This is a genomic window from Microlunatus elymi, assembly GCF_007362775.1.
Taxonomy (GTDB): domain Bacteria; phylum Actinomycetota; class Actinomycetes; order Propionibacteriales; family Propionibacteriaceae; genus Microlunatus; species Microlunatus elymi.
Genome location: NZ_CP041692.1, coordinates 1,679,970 through 1,697,021 on the forward strand (window position 1 = coordinate 1,679,970; position 17,052 = coordinate 1,697,021).

A 17,052-nucleotide genomic window follows, 5' to 3' on the forward strand; every position below is an offset into this window, starting at 1 on the left:
GACGGCTCCGACAGAACGTGTTCAGATCGCCTTCGAACGGACCAGCAGGCCGGCCGCGAACGTGACGATCAACGCGTACATGGTGTCGGCGAAGTCCACCGGGAAGACGGCCAGGTCCGGGTGTTCGTGATAGACCGCCTGCACCGATTCCGCAGGCTGCGAATGCGTCCACACCGCGCCGATCTGGAGCAGTGACGCGCCGATCAGCCGGCTGCAGTCCGGCACCGCGAGCTCGGGCAGCTGCCGGTGCACCACCTCGGCCAGCAACCGGACCTGATCGATCGAGGCTCGCTTGAACTCGGTCGCGACTTCGACGGTGATGTTGCGTTCCAGCACACCGGCCTGGGCGCTCAGCAGGTCACACAGGACCGGGCGGTCGGCGAGGGCCGCGACGAACACGTCGGCGACGATCTCGCTGCGCCGCAAGACCGTACGTCGCCGGTCCGCTCGCTTCAGCTGCTCGCTCACCTCGGCGACCAACCCGGCCGACTCGCGGGTCAAGAGACTCAACAGGATCGCTTCCCTGCTTGGGAAGTAGCGCAATACGTTCGACTTGGCCAGACCCACTCGGCGGCTGAGCTCGTTCAGGCTCAGCGCGGCCACCGGCATCTCGGTGAGCATCACAGCGGCGGTCTGCAGGATCGCCGACCGGCGGGCGGCTCGCTGCTCCTCACTGTGAGCACGCTGGAAGGACGGCATGCCGTGATCATAGCGGACCAGTGGTCTCTTGCTAACAGACCGCCGGTCCTTTAAGGTTGCCAGCGACCGACGGTCCGTTGCCCGTCATGACTCGAGGAGTGCTTGATGTACGAGGTTCCTGATCAATCCGGCCGGCGCTTCGTGATCACCGGCGCCAACAGTGGCACCGGCAAGGAGGCGGCGAAACGGCTTGCCGGTGCCGGCGCCGAGGTGATCATGGCGGTCCGTTCGCCGGAGAAGGGCGAGGTTGCCCGGGACGAGATCCTCGCCGAGAATTCCGAAGCCCGCTTGGAGGTCCGGCGAGTTGATCTTGCCAGTCTGAGCAGTGTGGCCGGGTTCGCCGACGAGTTGATCAAGGACGGCCGGCCGATTCACGTCTTGATCAACAACGCCGGAGTGATGGTGCCGCCCCGGCGGTTCCTGACCGAGGACGGCTTCGAACTTCAGTTCGGCACCAACTTCCTCGGTCCGTTCGCGCTGACGGTCCGGTTGCTGCCGCTGCTGCTGGCCGCGCCGCAGCCGAGGGTGGCGACGATGTCCAGCGGGGTGGCGACGATCGGCCGGATCCGCTTCCGGGATCTTCAGTTCGAACGCGGCTATCAGCCGTGGCTGGCCTACGGCCAGTCCAAACTCGCGGACCTGCTGCTGACCAAGCGGCTGGCCGAGTTGGCGAGTGCGGCGGACTGGCCGCTGCTCAGCACCGCGGCGCATCCGGGCTACACGCAGACGAATCTTCAGGTGTCCGGCGCCAGTCTCGGCCGGGACAAGCCGCGGCGAATCCTGCAGTTCAGCGGGCCGCTGCCGGTGCAGCAGCCGCCGGAGGGTACCGAACCGCTGCTGTTCGCGGCTGCCGATCCGGGCGCCGTTCAGGGTGGTTACTACGGTCCGAGCGGGCTCGGTCATCTGACCGGCCCGACCGGACCGGCGCGTTACCCACGGTCGGCCCGCGGCGTCGACCTGGCCCGATCGGTGTGGGCCGTCGCCGAGGACCTGACCGGGGTCCGCGCCGACTTGTCAGCGTTGGGCGGCGTCAGCCCACGCTGAGAAGTCGGCAGGGCGTCACCAGGCGTAGTCCTCCGGGGCGGTCTTGTAACCCGGGAAGAGCTCGTCGAGTCGATCGAGGGTGGACTGCTCCAGCTTCAGCTCGACCGCGCGGAGTGCGCCGCTGAGCTGATCAGCGGTGCGCGGACCGATGATCGGCCCGGTGATCCCGGGACGATGCAGCAGCCAGGACAGCCCGAGTTCGCCCGGTTCGACGCCGAGATCGTCGGCCAGGTCCTCGTAGGCGGTCAGCGCTTCGCGATTGGCTTCGAGGTTGTCCTTGGCCCGGCCCTCGTAACGCCGTACGCCGTCGCGCTCCTTCTTGATCACGCCGCCGAGCAGGCCGCCGTTCAGCGGCGACCACGGAATTACGCCGAGCCCGTAGTACTGCGCGGCCGGAATGACCTCGCGCTCGATGTCGCGGACCAGCAGGTTGTAGAACGACTGCTCGCTGACCAGGCCGACGAAATGTCGCTGCTTGGCCGCCTCCTGCGCCTGGGCGATGTGCCAGCCGGAGAAGTTGGACGAGCCGACGTAGAGGATCTTGCCCTGCGCGACGGCGGTCTCGCAGGCCTGCCAGATCTCCTCCCACGGCGTCGCCCTGTCGACGTGGTGGAACTGGATCAGGTCGAGGTGATCGGTCTGCAGCCGCTGCAGGCTGGCGTCGATGGCCCGGCGGATGTTGAGGGCGGACAGCTTGCCCTCGTTCGGCCAGCCGGCGTCGGGCTGACCCTCGTACGGCATCTCGCCGTAGAGCTTGGTCGCGAGCACCGTACGTTCGCGACGGCCGCCGCCGGAGGCGAACCAGTTGCCGATGATCTCCTCGGTCTTGCCGACGCTGACCTGTCGACCGTAGACGTTCGCGGTGTCGAAGAAGTTGATGCCGGCGTCATGCGCGGCATCCATGATCTTGTGTGAGTCGGATTCGCTGGTCTGCGGGCCGAAATTCATCGTGCCGAGGCAGAGCCGGGAAACGGACAGGCCGGTACGGCCCAAGTGGGTGTACTCCATGATCGCCAAGCCTTCCGCAGCGTCGACGAATAGTCCAGCAGTGATCGGGGTTCCGGCCACCTGGCCACCTCACCTAAGCTGCGGCCATGGATTATCGCGTCGCAGATCTGAGCCTGGCCGAGTTCGGCCGCAAGGAGATCACCCTCGCCGAGCAGGAGATGCCCGGCCTGATGGCCATGCGGGCGGAGTACGGAGCCAGCAAGCCGCTGACCGGTGCTCGGATCGCCGGGTCGATCCACATGACCGTGCAGACTGCGGTGCTGATCGAGACCTTGACCGCGCTCGGCGCCGAGGTGCGGTGGGCCAGCTGCAACATCTTCTCCACCCAGGACCACGCCGCAGCCGCCGTGGTGGTCGGCAAGGACGGCACGCCGGACGATCCGCAGGGCGTACCGGTGTTCGCCTGGAAGGGCGAGACGCTGCCGGAGTACTGGGAGTGCACGGCCGAGATCTTCAACTGGGGCGAGCAACTGCCCAACATGATCCTCGACGACGGCGGTGACGCGACCCTGCTGGTGCACAAGGGCGTCGAGTACGAGAAGGCCGGCGCGGTGCCCCAGCCCGGCCCGGACGATCCGGAGGAACTCGGCGTCATCCTGGCCCAGCTGAAGAAGTCGATCTCGTCCGGCACGTCGCGCTGGGTGGAGATCGGTTCGGCGATCATGGGCGTGACCGAGGAGACCACCACCGGCGTGCACCGGCTGTACGAGATGGCGCGCGAGGGATCGCTGCTGTTCCCGGCGATCAGCGTCAACGACGCGGTGACCAAGTCCAAGTTCGACAACAAGTACGGCTGCCGGCACTCCCTGATCGACGGCATCAACCGGGCCACCGACGTGCTGATCGGCGGCAAGGTCGCGGTCGTCTGCGGCTACGGCGACGTCGGCAAGGGCTGCGCGGAATCGCTGCGTGGGCAGGGCGCCCGGGTGATCATCACCGAGATCGACCCGATCTGCGCGCTGCAGGCGGCGATGGACGGCTACCAGGTGACGACGCTGGAGGACGTGCTGAGCTACGGCGACATCTTCGTCACCACCACCGGTTGCCGCGACGTCATCTCCGCCGATCAGATGAGCCGGATGAAGCACCAGGCGATCGTCGGCAACATCGGCCACTTCGACAACGAGATCGACATGGCCGGGCTGGCCAAGATCGCGGGCATCGTGAAGGACGAGATCAAGCCGCAGGTGCACGAGTGGACCTTCGAGGCGGGCACCGATCGGGCGCACTCGATCATCATCCTGAGCGAGGGCCGGCTGCTCAATCTCGGCAACGCGACCGGGCACCCGAGCTTCGTCATGAGTAACTCGTTCACCAACCAGGTGCTGGCTCAGATCGAGCTCTACACCAAGCCCGAGGACTACCCGACCGACGTCTACACGCTGCCGAAGGCGCTGGACGAGAAGGTCGCCCGGCTGCATCTGGATGCCCTCGGTGTCAAGCTCACCGAACTCACTCCGACCCAGGCCGCCTACCTCGGTGTCCCGGTCGAAGGGCCGTACAAGCCGGAGTTGTACCGCTACTGATTGGATGACGTCCACCGGAGTGCCGCTGCCGCTGGGTTGGTTGCTGTAGGTCGCGTTCTGGGGGCGACCCACCAGAGCCAGACCTCCGCCGTGGTCACCTCCATGGATCTCCTCGCCTCGGCACCTCCGCTGACAGATGCGCCGACGGATACCTGGGAATGCGGACGCCGTGGGCGAAAATCGGGGGCCGGAGCCGGATAGGGCCACTGCGTCCGCATGTTCAGGTTTCCGGCGACGGTCCCGACCGCCCCGCCCGAACGGCGAGGAGGTGGTCCGCAGCCTCGTGCCTCCGGCGGACGGAGTGCGATCCGGCGGCGGGTGAGGTCTCGATTCCAGTAACGTTCGCGGGGTGCGCAGATATCGGGAGCCGGCGGGGGAGCGGGAGGAGATCCCGCTGCTCGGTGGTGATGTGACCGAGGGACTGGTACGGGTCGGGGACACCGTACGGGGCCCGCTGGGCAGCAACTCGGCATTGGTGCATGCCGCTCTTGATCATCTGGAGTCGGTCGGCTTCGTCGGGGCGCCGCGGTTCCTCGGGGTTGATGATCAAGGTCGGGCGGTGTTGAGTTACGTCGACGGCGAGGTGGCGGGGCGCCCGCGGCCGGACTGGATCGCCGACGAGGGCCGGTTGATCTCGGTGGCGCGGCTGCTGCGGTCGTTGGACGACGCCATGATCGATTTCGGCATCCCGGACATCGAGCTGGAGCAGAACCCCGACCCAGAAGGGATCCCGCCGGCTCGAAGCTATCCGAGCGACTTCATCGGGCACCGCGACGTCACCCCGGAGAACGTGATCTTCCGCGACGGCGTTGCCTACGCATTGATCGACTTCGACCTCGCGCGTCCCTCGACCCGGATGCAGGAAGTCCAAGGGGCGTTGGTCTATTGGGCGCCGATCAGCGATCCGGCCGACCGGGACCGTCGGCTGCGCGACGTGGATCCGTTCCGGCGCGCCCGGCTGTTCGCGGACGCCTACGGGCTTGACGCTGCGGATCGGACCGTCCTGGTCGAGGATCTGCGGTACGGCACCGAACGGTCCTGGCATCTGATGCGCGACCGGGCCCGGCGACTCGGCGGCGGCTGGGCACGGATGTGGGACGAGGGGGTCGGCGACGTCATTCGCCGCCGCGGTGCCTGGCTCGACGAGCACGGCGAGGAACTCGCCACGGCGCTGGTGTCATGAGGATCCGCTGTCTCATGACGATCACCCGTTTGATGAGGATCCCGGCTCGGGCAGGTCAGGATTGTGGCTGATCTTCCGGGTGATCTGGCCGCTGCGCTCGATCGCGTCACCGCCGGAGTGAACCAAGATCGACTCGCGACCGTCACCGGCAGGCTGATCGACCGCTATCAGGCCGACCACCCGGCCGAGCCCGGCCGGCCGATCATGGCCGGTGAGCAGGAGGCGCGTGCGTACGCGGCCTACCGGATGCCGGCCACGTACGCGGCGATCAGGGCGGTCCTTGATCAACTCCCCGATCTCGAGCCGGACACGCATCTGGACGTCGCCGGTGGTACGGGCGTCGCGATCTGGGCGGTCGCCGACCGCTGGACCTCGATCCGGCAGCACACCGTACTGGAACAGGCGCCGGCCGCGATCAAGCTCGGTCGCACCTTGGCCGCGGGTGCCGATCGTGCCGGGGTGCGCCAGGCACACTGGCAGCAGATGGTGTTCGGTGAGCGATCCGGTCCGCTTCGACAAGCTCAGGACACCAGTTCGACAGGCTCAGGACCCTTGTCCGGCTCCGGGTCCTTGCCTCGAGCTGACGTGATCACCGTCGGCTATCTGCTCAGTGAGATAGACGAATCGCTGCAGCAGCAGGTGATCCGGGCGTCGGCCGACGCGGCCGGGGAATTGTTGATCATCGTCGAGCCCGGCACCAAGAAGGGCTATCGTCGGATCATTTCCGCCCGTGAGCAACTTCTCGCCGCCGGGATGTCCCTGGTGGCGCCGTGTCCGCATCAGCTGCGCTGTCCGCTGCAAGATCAAGATCGGGACTGGTGCCATTTCGCGGCCAGGGTGAATCGCAGTCCTGTCCACCGCAGGGCCAAGGGTGCCGAACTGGGGTACGAGGACGAGAAGTTCAGCTATCTGGTGGTCGCGCCACCAGGCGTCGACGTGTCGGCGCGGGCCGAGAGTCGGGTGTTGCGTCATCCGCAGTATCCGAAGGGTCGAGTGCGGCTCGAGTTGTGCCAACGGGACGGGACGGCGGCGGCGGCGGTCATCGCCAAGCGGGACAAGGAAACGTATCGGCTGGCTCGCAAGGTCGAGTGGGGCGACGGGTGGCCGGACGTCCGACGATGATCATCGGTCGTCGGTGCGCCGCAGCACCCCGTATCCGCTGCAGAGTCAGCTGGAGCAGCACCTTCCCCAACCCGAGCCCTCGGCTCCGGCAACCTACCCTGTCCCTGCTCGCAGCACTATCGTCGGCGCATGGCGTGGAGCCGTTACCTTGCTCGAGATCCCCAGCTGCGTGATGCCGGCCTGGCCTGCGTCGGAGCGGGCGAGAAGACGACGGGGCCGCGGGATCGGGTGGTCGAGCGGACCCTCCCGTGCTACGCCCTGGTGATCGTTTCGAACGGGGCGGGGGACTTCGTCGACGCGTCCGGCCGGCACCCGGTCCGCGCCCCGGCAGCGTTCTGGCTGTTCCCCGGGGTCGGCCACAGTTACGGTCCGGACGGCCGGGGCTGGTCCGAGCACTGGATGTTGTTCGAAGGAGTCACCTCCCGTGCCTACGAGTCGTACGGTGCCTGGGATCGGTCGGCGCCGGTGGTGACGTTACGACACCGACCCGAGCGCGAACTGCTGGACTGCTTCGGTGAACTTCGCCGGTTGACCCGATCGCCGAGCAGCACCGCGCAGCTGCTGGCAGCGACCGTGATGCACCGGATCATCGGCCTGGTCCGCGCCGCAACGGCTCCGCGGATCGAAGATCAGTCGGTGATCGATCGGATCAGCGGATCGGTGGCCGACAACATCAGCGTGGCCGAACGCGCCCGCCGGCTCGGACTGAGCCCGGCCGCACTGCGGGACGAAGTCCGCTCTGCAACCGGCCTGTCCGTACACGAGTTGATCATCAGAGCACGGATCACCAGAGCCCAACAGCTGTTGAAGGACAGCGATCTCGGAGTGGCCGAGATCGGCCGCATGATCGGCTACGAGGATGCCGCCTATTTCTCCAGATTGTTCAGCAGGCGCACCGGATTCTCGCCGATCAAGTTCCGCGAACTGCCGTGAGCTGAGCTGGAGCGAGATCGCCGAGCGAGATCGCCGAAGCGAAAGTCCAAGCCGCGGCGTACACATGTCCATTGCCAATCCGCGCCGGGGATCAAATACTGAGCGGGTGTTGACCTCCAACGGGTACGTGCTGAGTCAGCGGCCGGAGCGGTTCGGCTCCCTGCAACCGGTGCCGGACGGCGAACGAGCCGATCGCAGTGCGTTGTGGCAGCGGTTGGACGACGACGGATACCTGTACCTGCCAGGATTTCTGGATCGCCAGGTGGTCGAGGATTTCCGCCGCTACTACTTCGATCGGCTTGCCCCTGCCGGACTCACCGAGACCGGCGGCAGCAAAGATGATCTTGATCAGTCAACCCTGCGCAGGGTCCTGTTCCGGGAGATCGTGCCCGGTCGGGCGTACGACGACTTCTGCCGGCAACCGAAGATCGTCGACTTCTTCGGCTGGCTGCTCGCCGACGACGTCCATCTGCACCGCCGCAAGATCCTCCGCCACACCAGGCCCGGCGACACGGGCATCGGCCAGGCGACCCAGGCCCACTACGATCTCTTGTATCTGCGCGAGGGGACCGCGCAGGTGCTGACGATCTGGATCCCGGTCGGCGATTGCCCGGTCGAACGGGGCAGCCTGATCTACCTGGAAGGCAGTCATCGCTGGGTGCAGGCCGAGGAGGCCGCCGGTCGGCTGCAGCGCCCCGCCGCGTCGATCACCGCCGACCTGCCGGGCCTGGCCGATGATCATGACGCCCGCTGGCTGGCGACGGACTTCCGCTGCGGGGACGTGATGGTGCACACGTCCCAGATCGTCCATGCTGCGTTGGACAATGTCGACCCGGACCGGGTCACCCGGCTGTCCACCGACATCCGCTACCAACGCGTCTCTGATCGGATCGACGCTCGTTGGCAGCACGACTGGCACGACCGCGACGGTCTCTGATCAAGACCTGCGGGGTGCAGGCCAACCATGATCATTTCTTCGGCTTGCCCCGCGGCACCGCGAAATCCAGCAGGGTGGCCGACTGCTTTCGTAGGTCCGACCAGTGGCCGTCGTAGCCGAGCACGGCCATCCCGCTGGTCGGAAACTTCGTGTCCATCCGATTCCACAGTTCGGTCTTGCCGTCGCGCGGCGCCAACTTCTCAACCAGGTCGGGAATTCCGGGCGCGTGACCGATCATCATCACTGTCCGGACCTCGTCCGGCGTCTTGCGCAGCAGCTTCAGCAGTTCGTGCGCAACCGCCTCGTACAGATGGTCGTCGTAGTTCACCCGATCGGCGTCGGCACCTGCCTTGACCGCCCGTTCCCAGGTCTGCCGCGCGCGGACCGCTCGGGAGCACCAGATCAGCTCGGGCTCGATCCGATGCCGGGCCAGGTGCTCGCCGACCGCGAGACCGTCCCGTTTGCCGCGCTTCGACAACGGCCGTTCGTGATCCTCGACATCCAGACCCCAGGCCGACTTCGCGTGCCGGAGCAGCACAATCGTGCGGTTGACCGCCATGCACCGGACTCTACGCATCACGGATGGACGGAAGGTTGCGCGCAGACCACCGGACGGTGCCTGTGGACCGGTGTCGCCGATCGTCGGCGATGCCGGTTAGGGTCGCTGGGTGAGTGTGCCGAGCCGTTCCGAATCGCCGCAGCAGGTGCTGCAGCGCGTCTTCGGGTACGACGCCTTCCACGGTGAACAGGCCGAGATCATCGAGTACGTCTGCGCCGGCGGCGACGCGCTGGTGTTGATGCCGACCGGCGGCGGCAAGTCGCTGTGCTACCAGATCCCCGCGCTGGTCCGTCCCGGCGTCGGCGTGGTGATCTCACCGCTGATCGCGCTGATGCAGGACCAGGTGGACGCCCTGCAGGCGCTCGGCGTCCGCGCCGGTTTCCTCAACTCCACCCAGGACTTCGGACAACGCCGTGACACCGAGCAGGCGTTGCTGGCCGGCCAACTCGATCTGCTCTACCTGGCCCCGGAGCGGCTGCGGGTGCCCGCCACGCTCGAGCTGCTCGATCGGGCCGAGATCGCGCTCTTCGCGATCGACGAGGCGCACTGCGTTTCCCAGTGGGGACACGACTTCCGTCCCGACTACCTGCAACTGTCCGGGCTGCACCAGCGCTGGCCCCAGGTGCCCCGGATCGCGTTGACGGCAACCGCGACCGCCGCCACCAGAGCCGAGATCGCCGCACGGCTCGACCTCGGTCGGGCCCGGCACTTCGTCGCCAGCTTCGACCGGCCCAACATCAACTACCGGATCGTGCCCAAGGACAACCCGCGCAAGCAGTTGCTGGAGTTGATCACCGGCGAACATGACGGCGACTGCGGCATCGTCTATTGTCTGTCCCGGGCATCGGTGGAGGACACCGCCGATTTCCTCAGCAGGCAAGGGATTCCGGCACTTCCGTACCACGCCGGACTGGATTCGGGCACCCGCGCCGACCATCAATCGCGTTTCCTCCGGGAAGACCGGATGATCATGGTCGCCACCATCGCCTTCGGGATGGGGATCGACAAACCCGACGTCCGGTTCGTCGCCCACCTGGATCTGCCGAAGTCGGTGGAGGGCTACTATCAGGAGACCGGCCGGGCCGGCCGGGACGGTCTGCCGTCGACTGCCTGGCTCGCGTACGGGTTGCCGGACGTCGTCCAGCAGCGCAAGCTGATCAACAACTCCGAAGGCGACGCGGCCCGCAAGCGGCAGCTGTCGGCACATCTGGACGCGATGCTGGCACTGTGCGAGACGGTGCAGTGCCGACGCAGCCAACTGCTGGCCTACTTCGGTGAACAGACCGGCCCCTGCGGCAACTGCGACACCTGCCTGCAACCGGCCGAGACCTGGGACGGCACCGTGGCCGCGCAGAAGGTGCTCTCCTGCGTTTATCGGCTGCACCAGCGCCGGCAGCACTTCGGTGCCGGACACATCACCGACATCCTGGCCGGCAGGTCGACGCCGAAGATCGAACAGTTCGGCCATCAGCAGTTGTCCGTATTCGGCGTCGGCGATGATCTTGATCCGGTGCAGTGGCGCGCGGTGATCCGGCAACTGCTGGCCCAGGGCTACCTGGCGGTCGAATCCGACCACGGCACCCTCGGGCTGACCGAGAGCAGTCGTGCCGTGCTGTTCGACGGCGCCGAGGTGAAGCTCCGTCGAGACCCCGAACGGCGCCGGCCGCGGACGGCGCCGAAGCAGGCGAGGGCGCAGGTCGAACTGCCGGCCGAGGCCGCACCGGTATTCGAACGACTGCGGGCCTGGCGGGCCGGGTTGGCGAAGGAACAAGGCGTCCCGGCGTACGTGATCTTCCACGACGCGACGCTGCGGCAGATCGCCACCGAGCAGCCGGTGGATCTGGCCGATCTCGGCCGGATCAACGGAGTCGGCGAGGCCAAATTGGCGCGCTACGGCGAACAGTTGCTGGCCGCCCTGACCGCCTGAGCCGCCCGCCTTCGGCCGACTATTCGCGCGACAAGTCGGTTATTGACGGCCAACACGGACGGAATATTCGGCCGGCCGAGGTGATGCATCGCAAAAGCTCAGGCGTTAGTGTGTGTCTCGCCGGCTCGGAGCCGGAGCGTGACCGAAGCCGGATGAGCCCGGTGCTTTAGGCGCCGGGTCCTCGATGCAGGAGGTCGTTGCAGATGGTTCCTGTACCGCCGATTGGCAGCTTGTCGCCGGTGCCCCTGGACCTGCCGATCCCGATGGAGACGTTGCGGATCGATGCGAATGCCATCGACTACATCCTGGTGGCACTCTATTTCGTCCTGGTGATCGCCATCGGACTGATGTCGCGACGGAAGGTTTCCAGCAGCCTGGACTTCCTTCTGGCCGGTCGTAGTCTGCCCGCCTGGATCACCGGCTTGGCCTTCATCTCGGCCAACCTGGGCGCGACCGAGTTGCTCGGACAATCCGCCAACGGCGCGCAGTACGGCGAACAGGCGTTCCACTATTACTGGATCGGCGCGGTCCCGGCGATGGTGTTCCTGGCCCTGTTCATGATGCCGTTCTATTACGGCTCCAAGGTGCGCAGCGTCCCGGAATTTCTGCATCGACGGTTCAACCGCACCACTCAGCGGTTGCAGGCTCTGTTGTTTGCGGTGGCCACCGTGCTGATCGCCGGCGTCAACCTGTACGCGTTGGCTCTGGTGGTAAATGCGCTGCTCGGCTGGCCGATCTGGGTTTCGATCGTCGCCGCCGCGTTCGTCGTACTGGCCTACACCTTCCTCGGCGGATTGTCGGCTGCGATCTACAACGAGGTGCTGCAGTTCTTCGTCATCGTGGTCGCGATGATCCCGGTTACCATCGTCGGTTTGCATCGGGTCGGCGGCTGGAACGGATTGACCGCCAAGATCGCCCCGCTGCCCCATGGAGCCGACAACCTGAGTCCGTTTCCGGCCCAGCAACTGACCGGATTCGACAGTCCGATCCTGTCGGTGATCGGGGTCGTGTTCGGACTCGGGTTCGTGCTGTCCTTCGGCTACTGGACGACGAACTTCACCGAGGTGCAGCGAGCGTTCTCCGCCAACAGCGCCGGCGCCGCGCAGCGGACACCGCTGATCGCAGCCATCCCGAAGGCCCTGGTCGCACTGGTGATCATCATCCCCGGCATGATCGCGGCCGTGCTGATTCCCAGTATCAACGAGCTGAAACGAGGGCTGCCGTCCGACGTCGCGTACAACGATGTCGTGCCGTTGATGCTGCGCGAATTGTTGCCGAACGGATTTCTCGGGGTGGCGCTGACCGGTCTGCTGGCGTCATTCATGGCCGGCATGGCGGCCAACGTCAGTTCGTTCAACACGATCTTCACCTATGACATCTGGCAGGACTGGTTGCGCCCCGGAAAACCGGACTGGTATTACCTGAACGTCGGCCGGATCGTCACCGTCGCGGCTACCCTGATGGCCATCGGTACTGCCTTCATCGCAGCCGGATTCAGCAACATCATGGATTACATCCAGTCGCTGTTCTCGTTCTTCAACGTGCCGCTGTTCGCCACGTTCATCCTCGGCCTGTATTGGAAACGGATGACCGGCACCGCCGGCTGGACGAGTTTGGCGGCCGGCGTGATCGGGGCGGTCGGCGTCTACATTCTGAATACGGTCGGGGTGCTGAACCTTCCCGGCCAGGGGGCGAGTTTCCTGGGGGCGAGCGTCGGATTCGTCCTTGCCATCATTGTCGGCGTCGTCGTTTCTTACCGTACGACGCCCAAACCCGAGGCCGAGCTGGTCGGTCTGGTCCGCAGCCTGACGCCGACCAAGTCGCTGGCCGCGGCGGTCGAGCCGGGCTGGTACAAGTCGCCGGTGGTGCTCACCGTGATCATCGGCATCCTGACGGTGGGCGGTTATGTCTTCTTCACCATCGTTTGAGTCCCGATACTTCGGCAGCCGGCACAGGAGGGGACATGTCCAGTAGCGAACACCAGACATCGGAGCAGACCAGGTCGATCCTCTTCGACCTGCGGACGATCATCGGCGGGCTATTCGCCGTCTACGGAATTGTCTGCCTGATCATCGGAATCGTCTCGTTCACGCCGGCGGACGCGCAGAAGGCCGGCGGGATCAACGTCAATCTCTGGTCGGGCATCGGGATGATCATCATTGCCGCGATCTTCCTGATCTGGTCGTTCACCCGACCGCTCGAGGTCGGAGAACTCAAGGCAGAAGCCGCAGACAACGACCAGCCGGGCGACAGTTCAGACCTCGGGGACGCCAACACGCCCGGTTGACCCGACTGCCGGGTGGGGCTCGGCCGCGGATCAGGACGCGATCAGGACTCGCCGTCCTTGTCGCCGCCCTTGCCGGGGCGCAGGCTGTCCCAGATCTCCTTGCACTCGGGGCAGATCGGGAACTTCTCCGGATCGCGGCTGGGCACCCAGACCTTGCCGCACAGCGCGACCACCGGCGTACCCATCACCATCGCCTCGGTCAGCTTGTCCTTGGGCACGTAATGACTGAATCGTTCCGCGTCGCCCTCGTCGTAGCGGTACTCGGACTTGGTCCGCTCGTCGACAATCGTCTCGGCGCCGGGGCTCAACTGCTGACTCACAGGGCTACCTTATGCGCTCGGAGTCCGCGGTGACACGATAGATGATTTCGACTTGACCTGAACCTGGGTTGAGGTGATGAAGTTAGCCGGTGAACCAGCCGATGACCACCGAACCCGACGCGCCGCCGGCCGTCAGCCGTACCGCGTTGACGATCGGACTGTGCGCGGTGATCATCGGCATCGCCTTCGAGGCCGCGGCGGTCGCCACCGCGATGCCGGTGGCGGCGCGGGAGCTGCACGGGTTGGGCCAGTACGCGTGGGCGTTCTCCCTGTTCACCATCGGCATGTTGTTCTCCACCGTGGTCTCCGGCCGACTCTGCGACCGGATCGGGCCGGCCAAACCGATGATCGCCGGCGTGATCATCTTCGCGCTCGGACTGGTGATCGGCGGCACCGCAGTCAGTTGGCCGATGCTGATCCTCGGCCGGCTGGTGCAGGGGTTGGGCGGCGGCGCCCTGAACACAGCCTCGTACGTGTGCATCGCCCAGGTCTTCGACGCCAAGCAGCGGCCGCGGATGTTCACCTACATCTCGATGGCCTGGGTGCTGCCGGGGATCGCCGGTCCGGTGGTCGCGGCTTGGATCACCCACACGTTCAGCTGGCACTGGGCCTTCTTCGCCGTCCTGCCGGTGCTTGCGTTCGGAGCCGCGATGCTGACGCCGACCCTGCGCCTGTTGCTGCGCTCGCCGGTTCCGCATCCGGAGCAGGCGACGAATCCGGCGCCGATCTGGGGTGCCGCGGTGGCGGCCCTGTCGGCTGCCGCGATCCAGTACGCCGGTCAGCGGCTGGACCTGATCGCGATCATCCCCGCGGTGATCGGAGTGGTCGGACTGGCGATCGCGCTGCCGCGGTTGATGCCGCCCGGTTTCGCCCGGCTGTCTCGCGGCCTGCCGTCGGTCATCCTCACCCGGATGCTGTTGCCCGGTGCCTTCTTCGGTACGGAGGCGTTCGTGCCGCTGATGCTGGTGGAGGAGCGTCACCTCAGCCTGAAACTGGCCGGTGCTGCGCTGACCATCGGGTCGATCGGCTGGTTCGCCGGCGCCTGGGTGCAATCGCAGAGCTGGATGCGGATGCGGCGGGACCGGATGATCACCGTCGGCACCGCCGGGGTGGCGATCGGGGTGGCGATCGTCGCCGCGTCCGCGCTGGTGCCGGGCAGTTGGATCGGGCTGGTCGCCGTCGGCTGGATCTTCGCCGCCTTCGGCATGGGCGTCGGCACGGCAAGCTCGTCGGTGGCCACCATGGCCTTCTCGACCGACGCCGAACAGGGCCGCAACGCGTCCTCGCTCAACCTCGGCGACGCCCTCGGCACCAGCATCTTCGTCGGCATCAGCGGCTCGGTCTTCGCCGCACTGCGCGCCGGCGGTGACCTGTCCCACACCTTCGGTGTCGCCTTCGCCACCATGACAGTGGTCGCCCTGCTCTCGGTGATCGCCTCGCTGAGGGTCGGCCGATTGCCTCACTGATTCCGTCCGTCTGGGTGCCGCTTCGGATTTGATTCAGTCAGCCTGGGTGCCGCTGCCCGGAAACGCGACCTGCAGCACACAGGATCGCGGCAGCCGCGCCCAGGCGGACAGAAAACAGAAGGTAGAGTCTCGACGCGTGACAGCCCAGCCCGAACGTGACCTATTCGATCCGACGGGGCAGGAGATCAACACCAAGACCGGGTTGTCGCCGGCGTTTCCGGATCGGGCGGCGTGGGGCACCTCGCGCCAGTTGCGGGCCTGGCAGTCCGCAGCGCTGGAGCAATATTTCGCGGAGAACCCGAAGGACTTCCTGGCGGTGGCGACCCCGGGCGCGGGCAAGACCTCGTTCGCACTCACCCTGGCGGCCAACCTGTTCGCCCGCCGTGAGATCGACCGCGTGGTGGTGGTCGCGCCGACCGAGCATCTGAAGACCCAGTGGGCCGAGGCTGCGGACAAGATCAACATCCCGATCGATCCGAATTTCGGCAGCAAACAACCCAAGACCAGCAAGGACTTCAAGGGCATCGCGCTCACTTACGCCGGAGTCGCGGCCAACCCGCTGGGGTTACGGATCCGGGTCGAGGGCTTCAAGACGTTGGTGATCTTGGACGAGGTGCATCACGCCGGCGACGCGCTCAGCTGGGGCGAGGCCGTAAGGGAGGCGTTTGATCCGGCCGCGCGCCGGCTCGCGTTGACCGGGACGCCGTTCCGGTCCGACGCCAACCCGATCCCCTTCGTACGCTACGAACCCGACGGTGGCGGCGCGCTGCGCTCGGTCGCCGACTACTCCTACGGCTACGGGCCGGCGCTGACCGACGGGATCGTCCGGCCGGTGCTGTTCATGGCTTACTCCGGCGACATGCATTGGCGGACCAAGGCCGGCGACGAGGTCGCCGCCCGGCTCGGCGAACCACTGACCAAGGACCTGACCAACCAGGCGCTGCGGACCGCGCTGGACCCGGCCGGGTCGTGGATGCCGGCGGTGCTGAAGGCCGCCGATCATCGCCTGACCGAGGTACGCCAGCACGTGCCGGACGCCGGCGGACTGGTCATCGCCACCGAACAGACCCACGCCCGCGCGTACGCCGACATCCTGAAGTCGATCACCGGCAAGCGGCCGGTCGTGGTGCTCAGCGACGAGGCGCAATCCGGCAAGAAGATCAGCAAGTTCTCCGCCGGCGACGAGCGCTGGATGGTTGCGGTCCGGATGGTTTCCGAGGGGGTCGACGTGCCCCGGCTGGCCGTCGGCGTGTACGCGACCATGACCGCGACCCCGCTGTTCTTCGCCCAGGCGATCGGCCGGTTCGTCCGGGCCCGGACCAAGGGGGAGACGGCGTCGGTGTTCCTGCCCAGCGCGCCGCATCTGCTCCGGTTCGCCGCCGACATGGAGGTCGAGCGTGATCATGCCCTCAAACCGCGCAGCGAGGACGAGTCGCAACTGCTGGTCGAGGCCGAGCGGACCGAGACCGAGGAGGACGCCGATCTCGACGGCGAGCACTCCTTCGCCGCGCTGGCCAGTGAGGCCGACTTCGATCGGGTGGTCTTCGACGGTGGCGAGTTCGGTCTCGGCGCCTACTCCGGCAGCCAGGACGAGTTGGACTACCTCGGCATCCCGGGTCTGCTGGAAGCCGACCAGGTGAAGGATCTGCTGCGTCGGCATCAGGCGTCCCAGGTGGCGCGCGCCCACACTGATCAAACTGGCGCGGAGCCACCGGCCTCGTACAGCACTCACCAGCGGCTGCGCGAACTCCGCAAGGAACTCAACGGGCTGGTCGCTGCCTGGCATCACCGCACCGAGAAGCCGCACGGCGTGATCCATGCGGCGCTGGTGTCGGAGTGCGGCGGCCCGCCGTCGGCGGTCGCCAGCGAAGATCAACTTCAGCAGCGGATCGACACCATCCGGCATTGGGCCGTGCGCGGCTCCTGACCGGGCAGGGTGCTCGGGCGAAAACGGGTAAAACGTAGGAGCAGACGGCCTCCACCCCCGGATTTCGGGGGTTGAATGCAATCTGCTCCGACGTTCTTACCGCTCCACCGTCGG

General features: G+C 66.7%; 15 protein-coding genes. 11 read left to right on the forward strand and 4 right to left on the reverse strand.

All coding sequences use genetic code 11. The annotated features are described in order from the left end of the window. Positions 1–21: 21 nt before the first annotated feature. A complete protein-coding gene (locus tag FOE78_RS07510) occupies positions 22–699 on the reverse strand; it encodes a TetR/AcrR family transcriptional regulator (protein WP_143985733.1) in 678 nt (225 codons plus the stop codon). Between the two features lie 105 nt (positions 700–804). Between FOE78_RS07510 and FOE78_RS07515 the strand changes: the two genes are divergently transcribed. Next, positions 805–1,743, forward strand: a complete 939-nt coding sequence (locus FOE78_RS07515; protein WP_143985734.1) for an SDR family oxidoreductase — start codon at positions 805–807, stop codon at positions 1,741–1,743. Positions 1,744–1,758: 15 nt separating this feature from the next. On the opposite strand, the gene FOE78_RS07520 is transcribed toward FOE78_RS07515, so the two are convergent. Continuing rightward, positions 1,759–2,751, reverse strand: a complete 993-nt coding sequence (locus FOE78_RS07520) for an aldo/keto reductase (RefSeq protein ID WP_143985735.1) — start codon at positions 2,749–2,751, stop codon at positions 1,759–1,761. A gap of 86 nt (positions 2,752–2,837) precedes the next feature. Here FOE78_RS07520 and ahcY point away from each other — a divergent pair, with 86 nt between their 5' ends. From ahcY to FOE78_RS07545, 5 genes are all read left to right on the forward strand, one after another. After that, positions 2,838–4,277: an adenosylhomocysteinase gene (ahcY, locus tag FOE78_RS07525; RefSeq protein ID WP_143985736.1), complete on the forward strand. Its 1,440-nt coding sequence runs from the start codon at positions 2,838–2,840 to the stop codon at positions 4,275–4,277. Positions 4,278–4,626: 349 nt separating this feature from the next. Further along, positions 4,627–5,460, forward strand: coding sequence for a phosphotransferase (locus FOE78_RS07530; RefSeq protein WP_210414874.1), 834 nt, complete (start codon positions 4,627–4,629; stop codon positions 5,458–5,460). A 63-nt stretch (positions 5,461–5,523) separates the two neighbouring features. After that, entirely contained in the window at positions 5,524–6,582 is a 1,059-nt protein-coding gene (locus FOE78_RS07535) for a small ribosomal subunit Rsm22 family protein (RefSeq protein ID WP_143985737.1), read from the forward strand. 129 nt (positions 6,583–6,711) lie between these two features. Further along, a complete protein-coding gene (locus FOE78_RS07540) occupies positions 6,712–7,515 on the forward strand; it encodes a helix-turn-helix domain-containing protein (RefSeq protein WP_143985738.1) in 804 nt (267 codons plus the stop codon). A 106-nt stretch (positions 7,516–7,621) separates the two neighbouring features. Then, the gene (locus FOE78_RS07545) at positions 7,622–8,452 is read left to right on the forward strand and encodes a phytanoyl-CoA dioxygenase family protein (RefSeq protein WP_143985739.1); all 831 of its coding nucleotides are present in this window, start codon (positions 7,622–7,624) and stop codon (positions 8,450–8,452) included. 31 nt (positions 8,453–8,483) lie between these two features. Here FOE78_RS07545 and FOE78_RS07550 read toward each other — a convergent pair whose 3' ends face one another. Continuing rightward, a complete protein-coding gene (locus FOE78_RS07550) occupies positions 8,484–9,011 on the reverse strand; it encodes a SixA phosphatase family protein (RefSeq protein ID WP_210414876.1) in 528 nt (175 codons plus the stop codon). A 109-nt stretch (positions 9,012–9,120) separates the two neighbouring features. On the opposite strand from FOE78_RS07550, the gene recQ reads away from it, so the two are divergent. The 3 genes from recQ to FOE78_RS07565 all read left to right on the forward strand — a co-directional run bounded on the left by recQ (position 9,121) and on the right by FOE78_RS07565 (position 13,225). After that, entirely contained in the window at positions 9,121–10,938 is a 1,818-nt protein-coding gene (gene recQ / locus FOE78_RS07555) for a DNA helicase RecQ (RefSeq protein WP_143985740.1), read from the forward strand. Between the two features lie 257 nt (positions 10,939–11,195). After that, a complete protein-coding gene (locus tag FOE78_RS07560) occupies positions 11,196–12,866 on the forward strand; it encodes a sodium:solute symporter family protein (RefSeq protein WP_210414971.1) in 1,671 nt (556 codons plus the stop codon). 35 nt (positions 12,867–12,901) lie between these two features. Next, positions 12,902–13,225 carry a hypothetical protein gene (locus FOE78_RS07565; protein ID WP_143985741.1) on the forward strand — a complete coding sequence of 108 codons (324 nt, stop codon included), beginning with the start codon at positions 12,902–12,904 and terminating at the stop codon, positions 13,223–13,225. A 41-nt stretch (positions 13,226–13,266) separates the two neighbouring features. Here FOE78_RS07565 and FOE78_RS07570 read toward each other — a convergent pair whose 3' ends face one another. Next, positions 13,267–13,545 carry a DUF3039 domain-containing protein gene (locus tag FOE78_RS07570; protein WP_143985742.1) on the reverse strand — a complete coding sequence of 93 codons (279 nt, stop codon included), beginning with the start codon at positions 13,543–13,545 and terminating at the stop codon, positions 13,267–13,269. Positions 13,546–13,634: 89 nt separating this feature from the next. Here FOE78_RS07570 and FOE78_RS07575 point away from each other — a divergent pair, with 89 nt between their 5' ends. Then, positions 13,635–15,011 carry an MFS transporter gene (locus FOE78_RS07575; protein WP_143985743.1) on the forward strand — a complete coding sequence of 459 codons (1,377 nt, stop codon included), beginning with the start codon at positions 13,635–13,637 and terminating at the stop codon, positions 15,009–15,011. A gap of 136 nt (positions 15,012–15,147) precedes the next feature. Further along, the gene (locus FOE78_RS07580) at positions 15,148–16,938 is read left to right on the forward strand and encodes a DEAD/DEAH box helicase (protein ID WP_456082629.1); all 1,791 of its coding nucleotides are present in this window, start codon (positions 15,148–15,150) and stop codon (positions 16,936–16,938) included. The last annotated feature ends 114 nt before the right edge of the window (positions 16,939–17,052 follow it).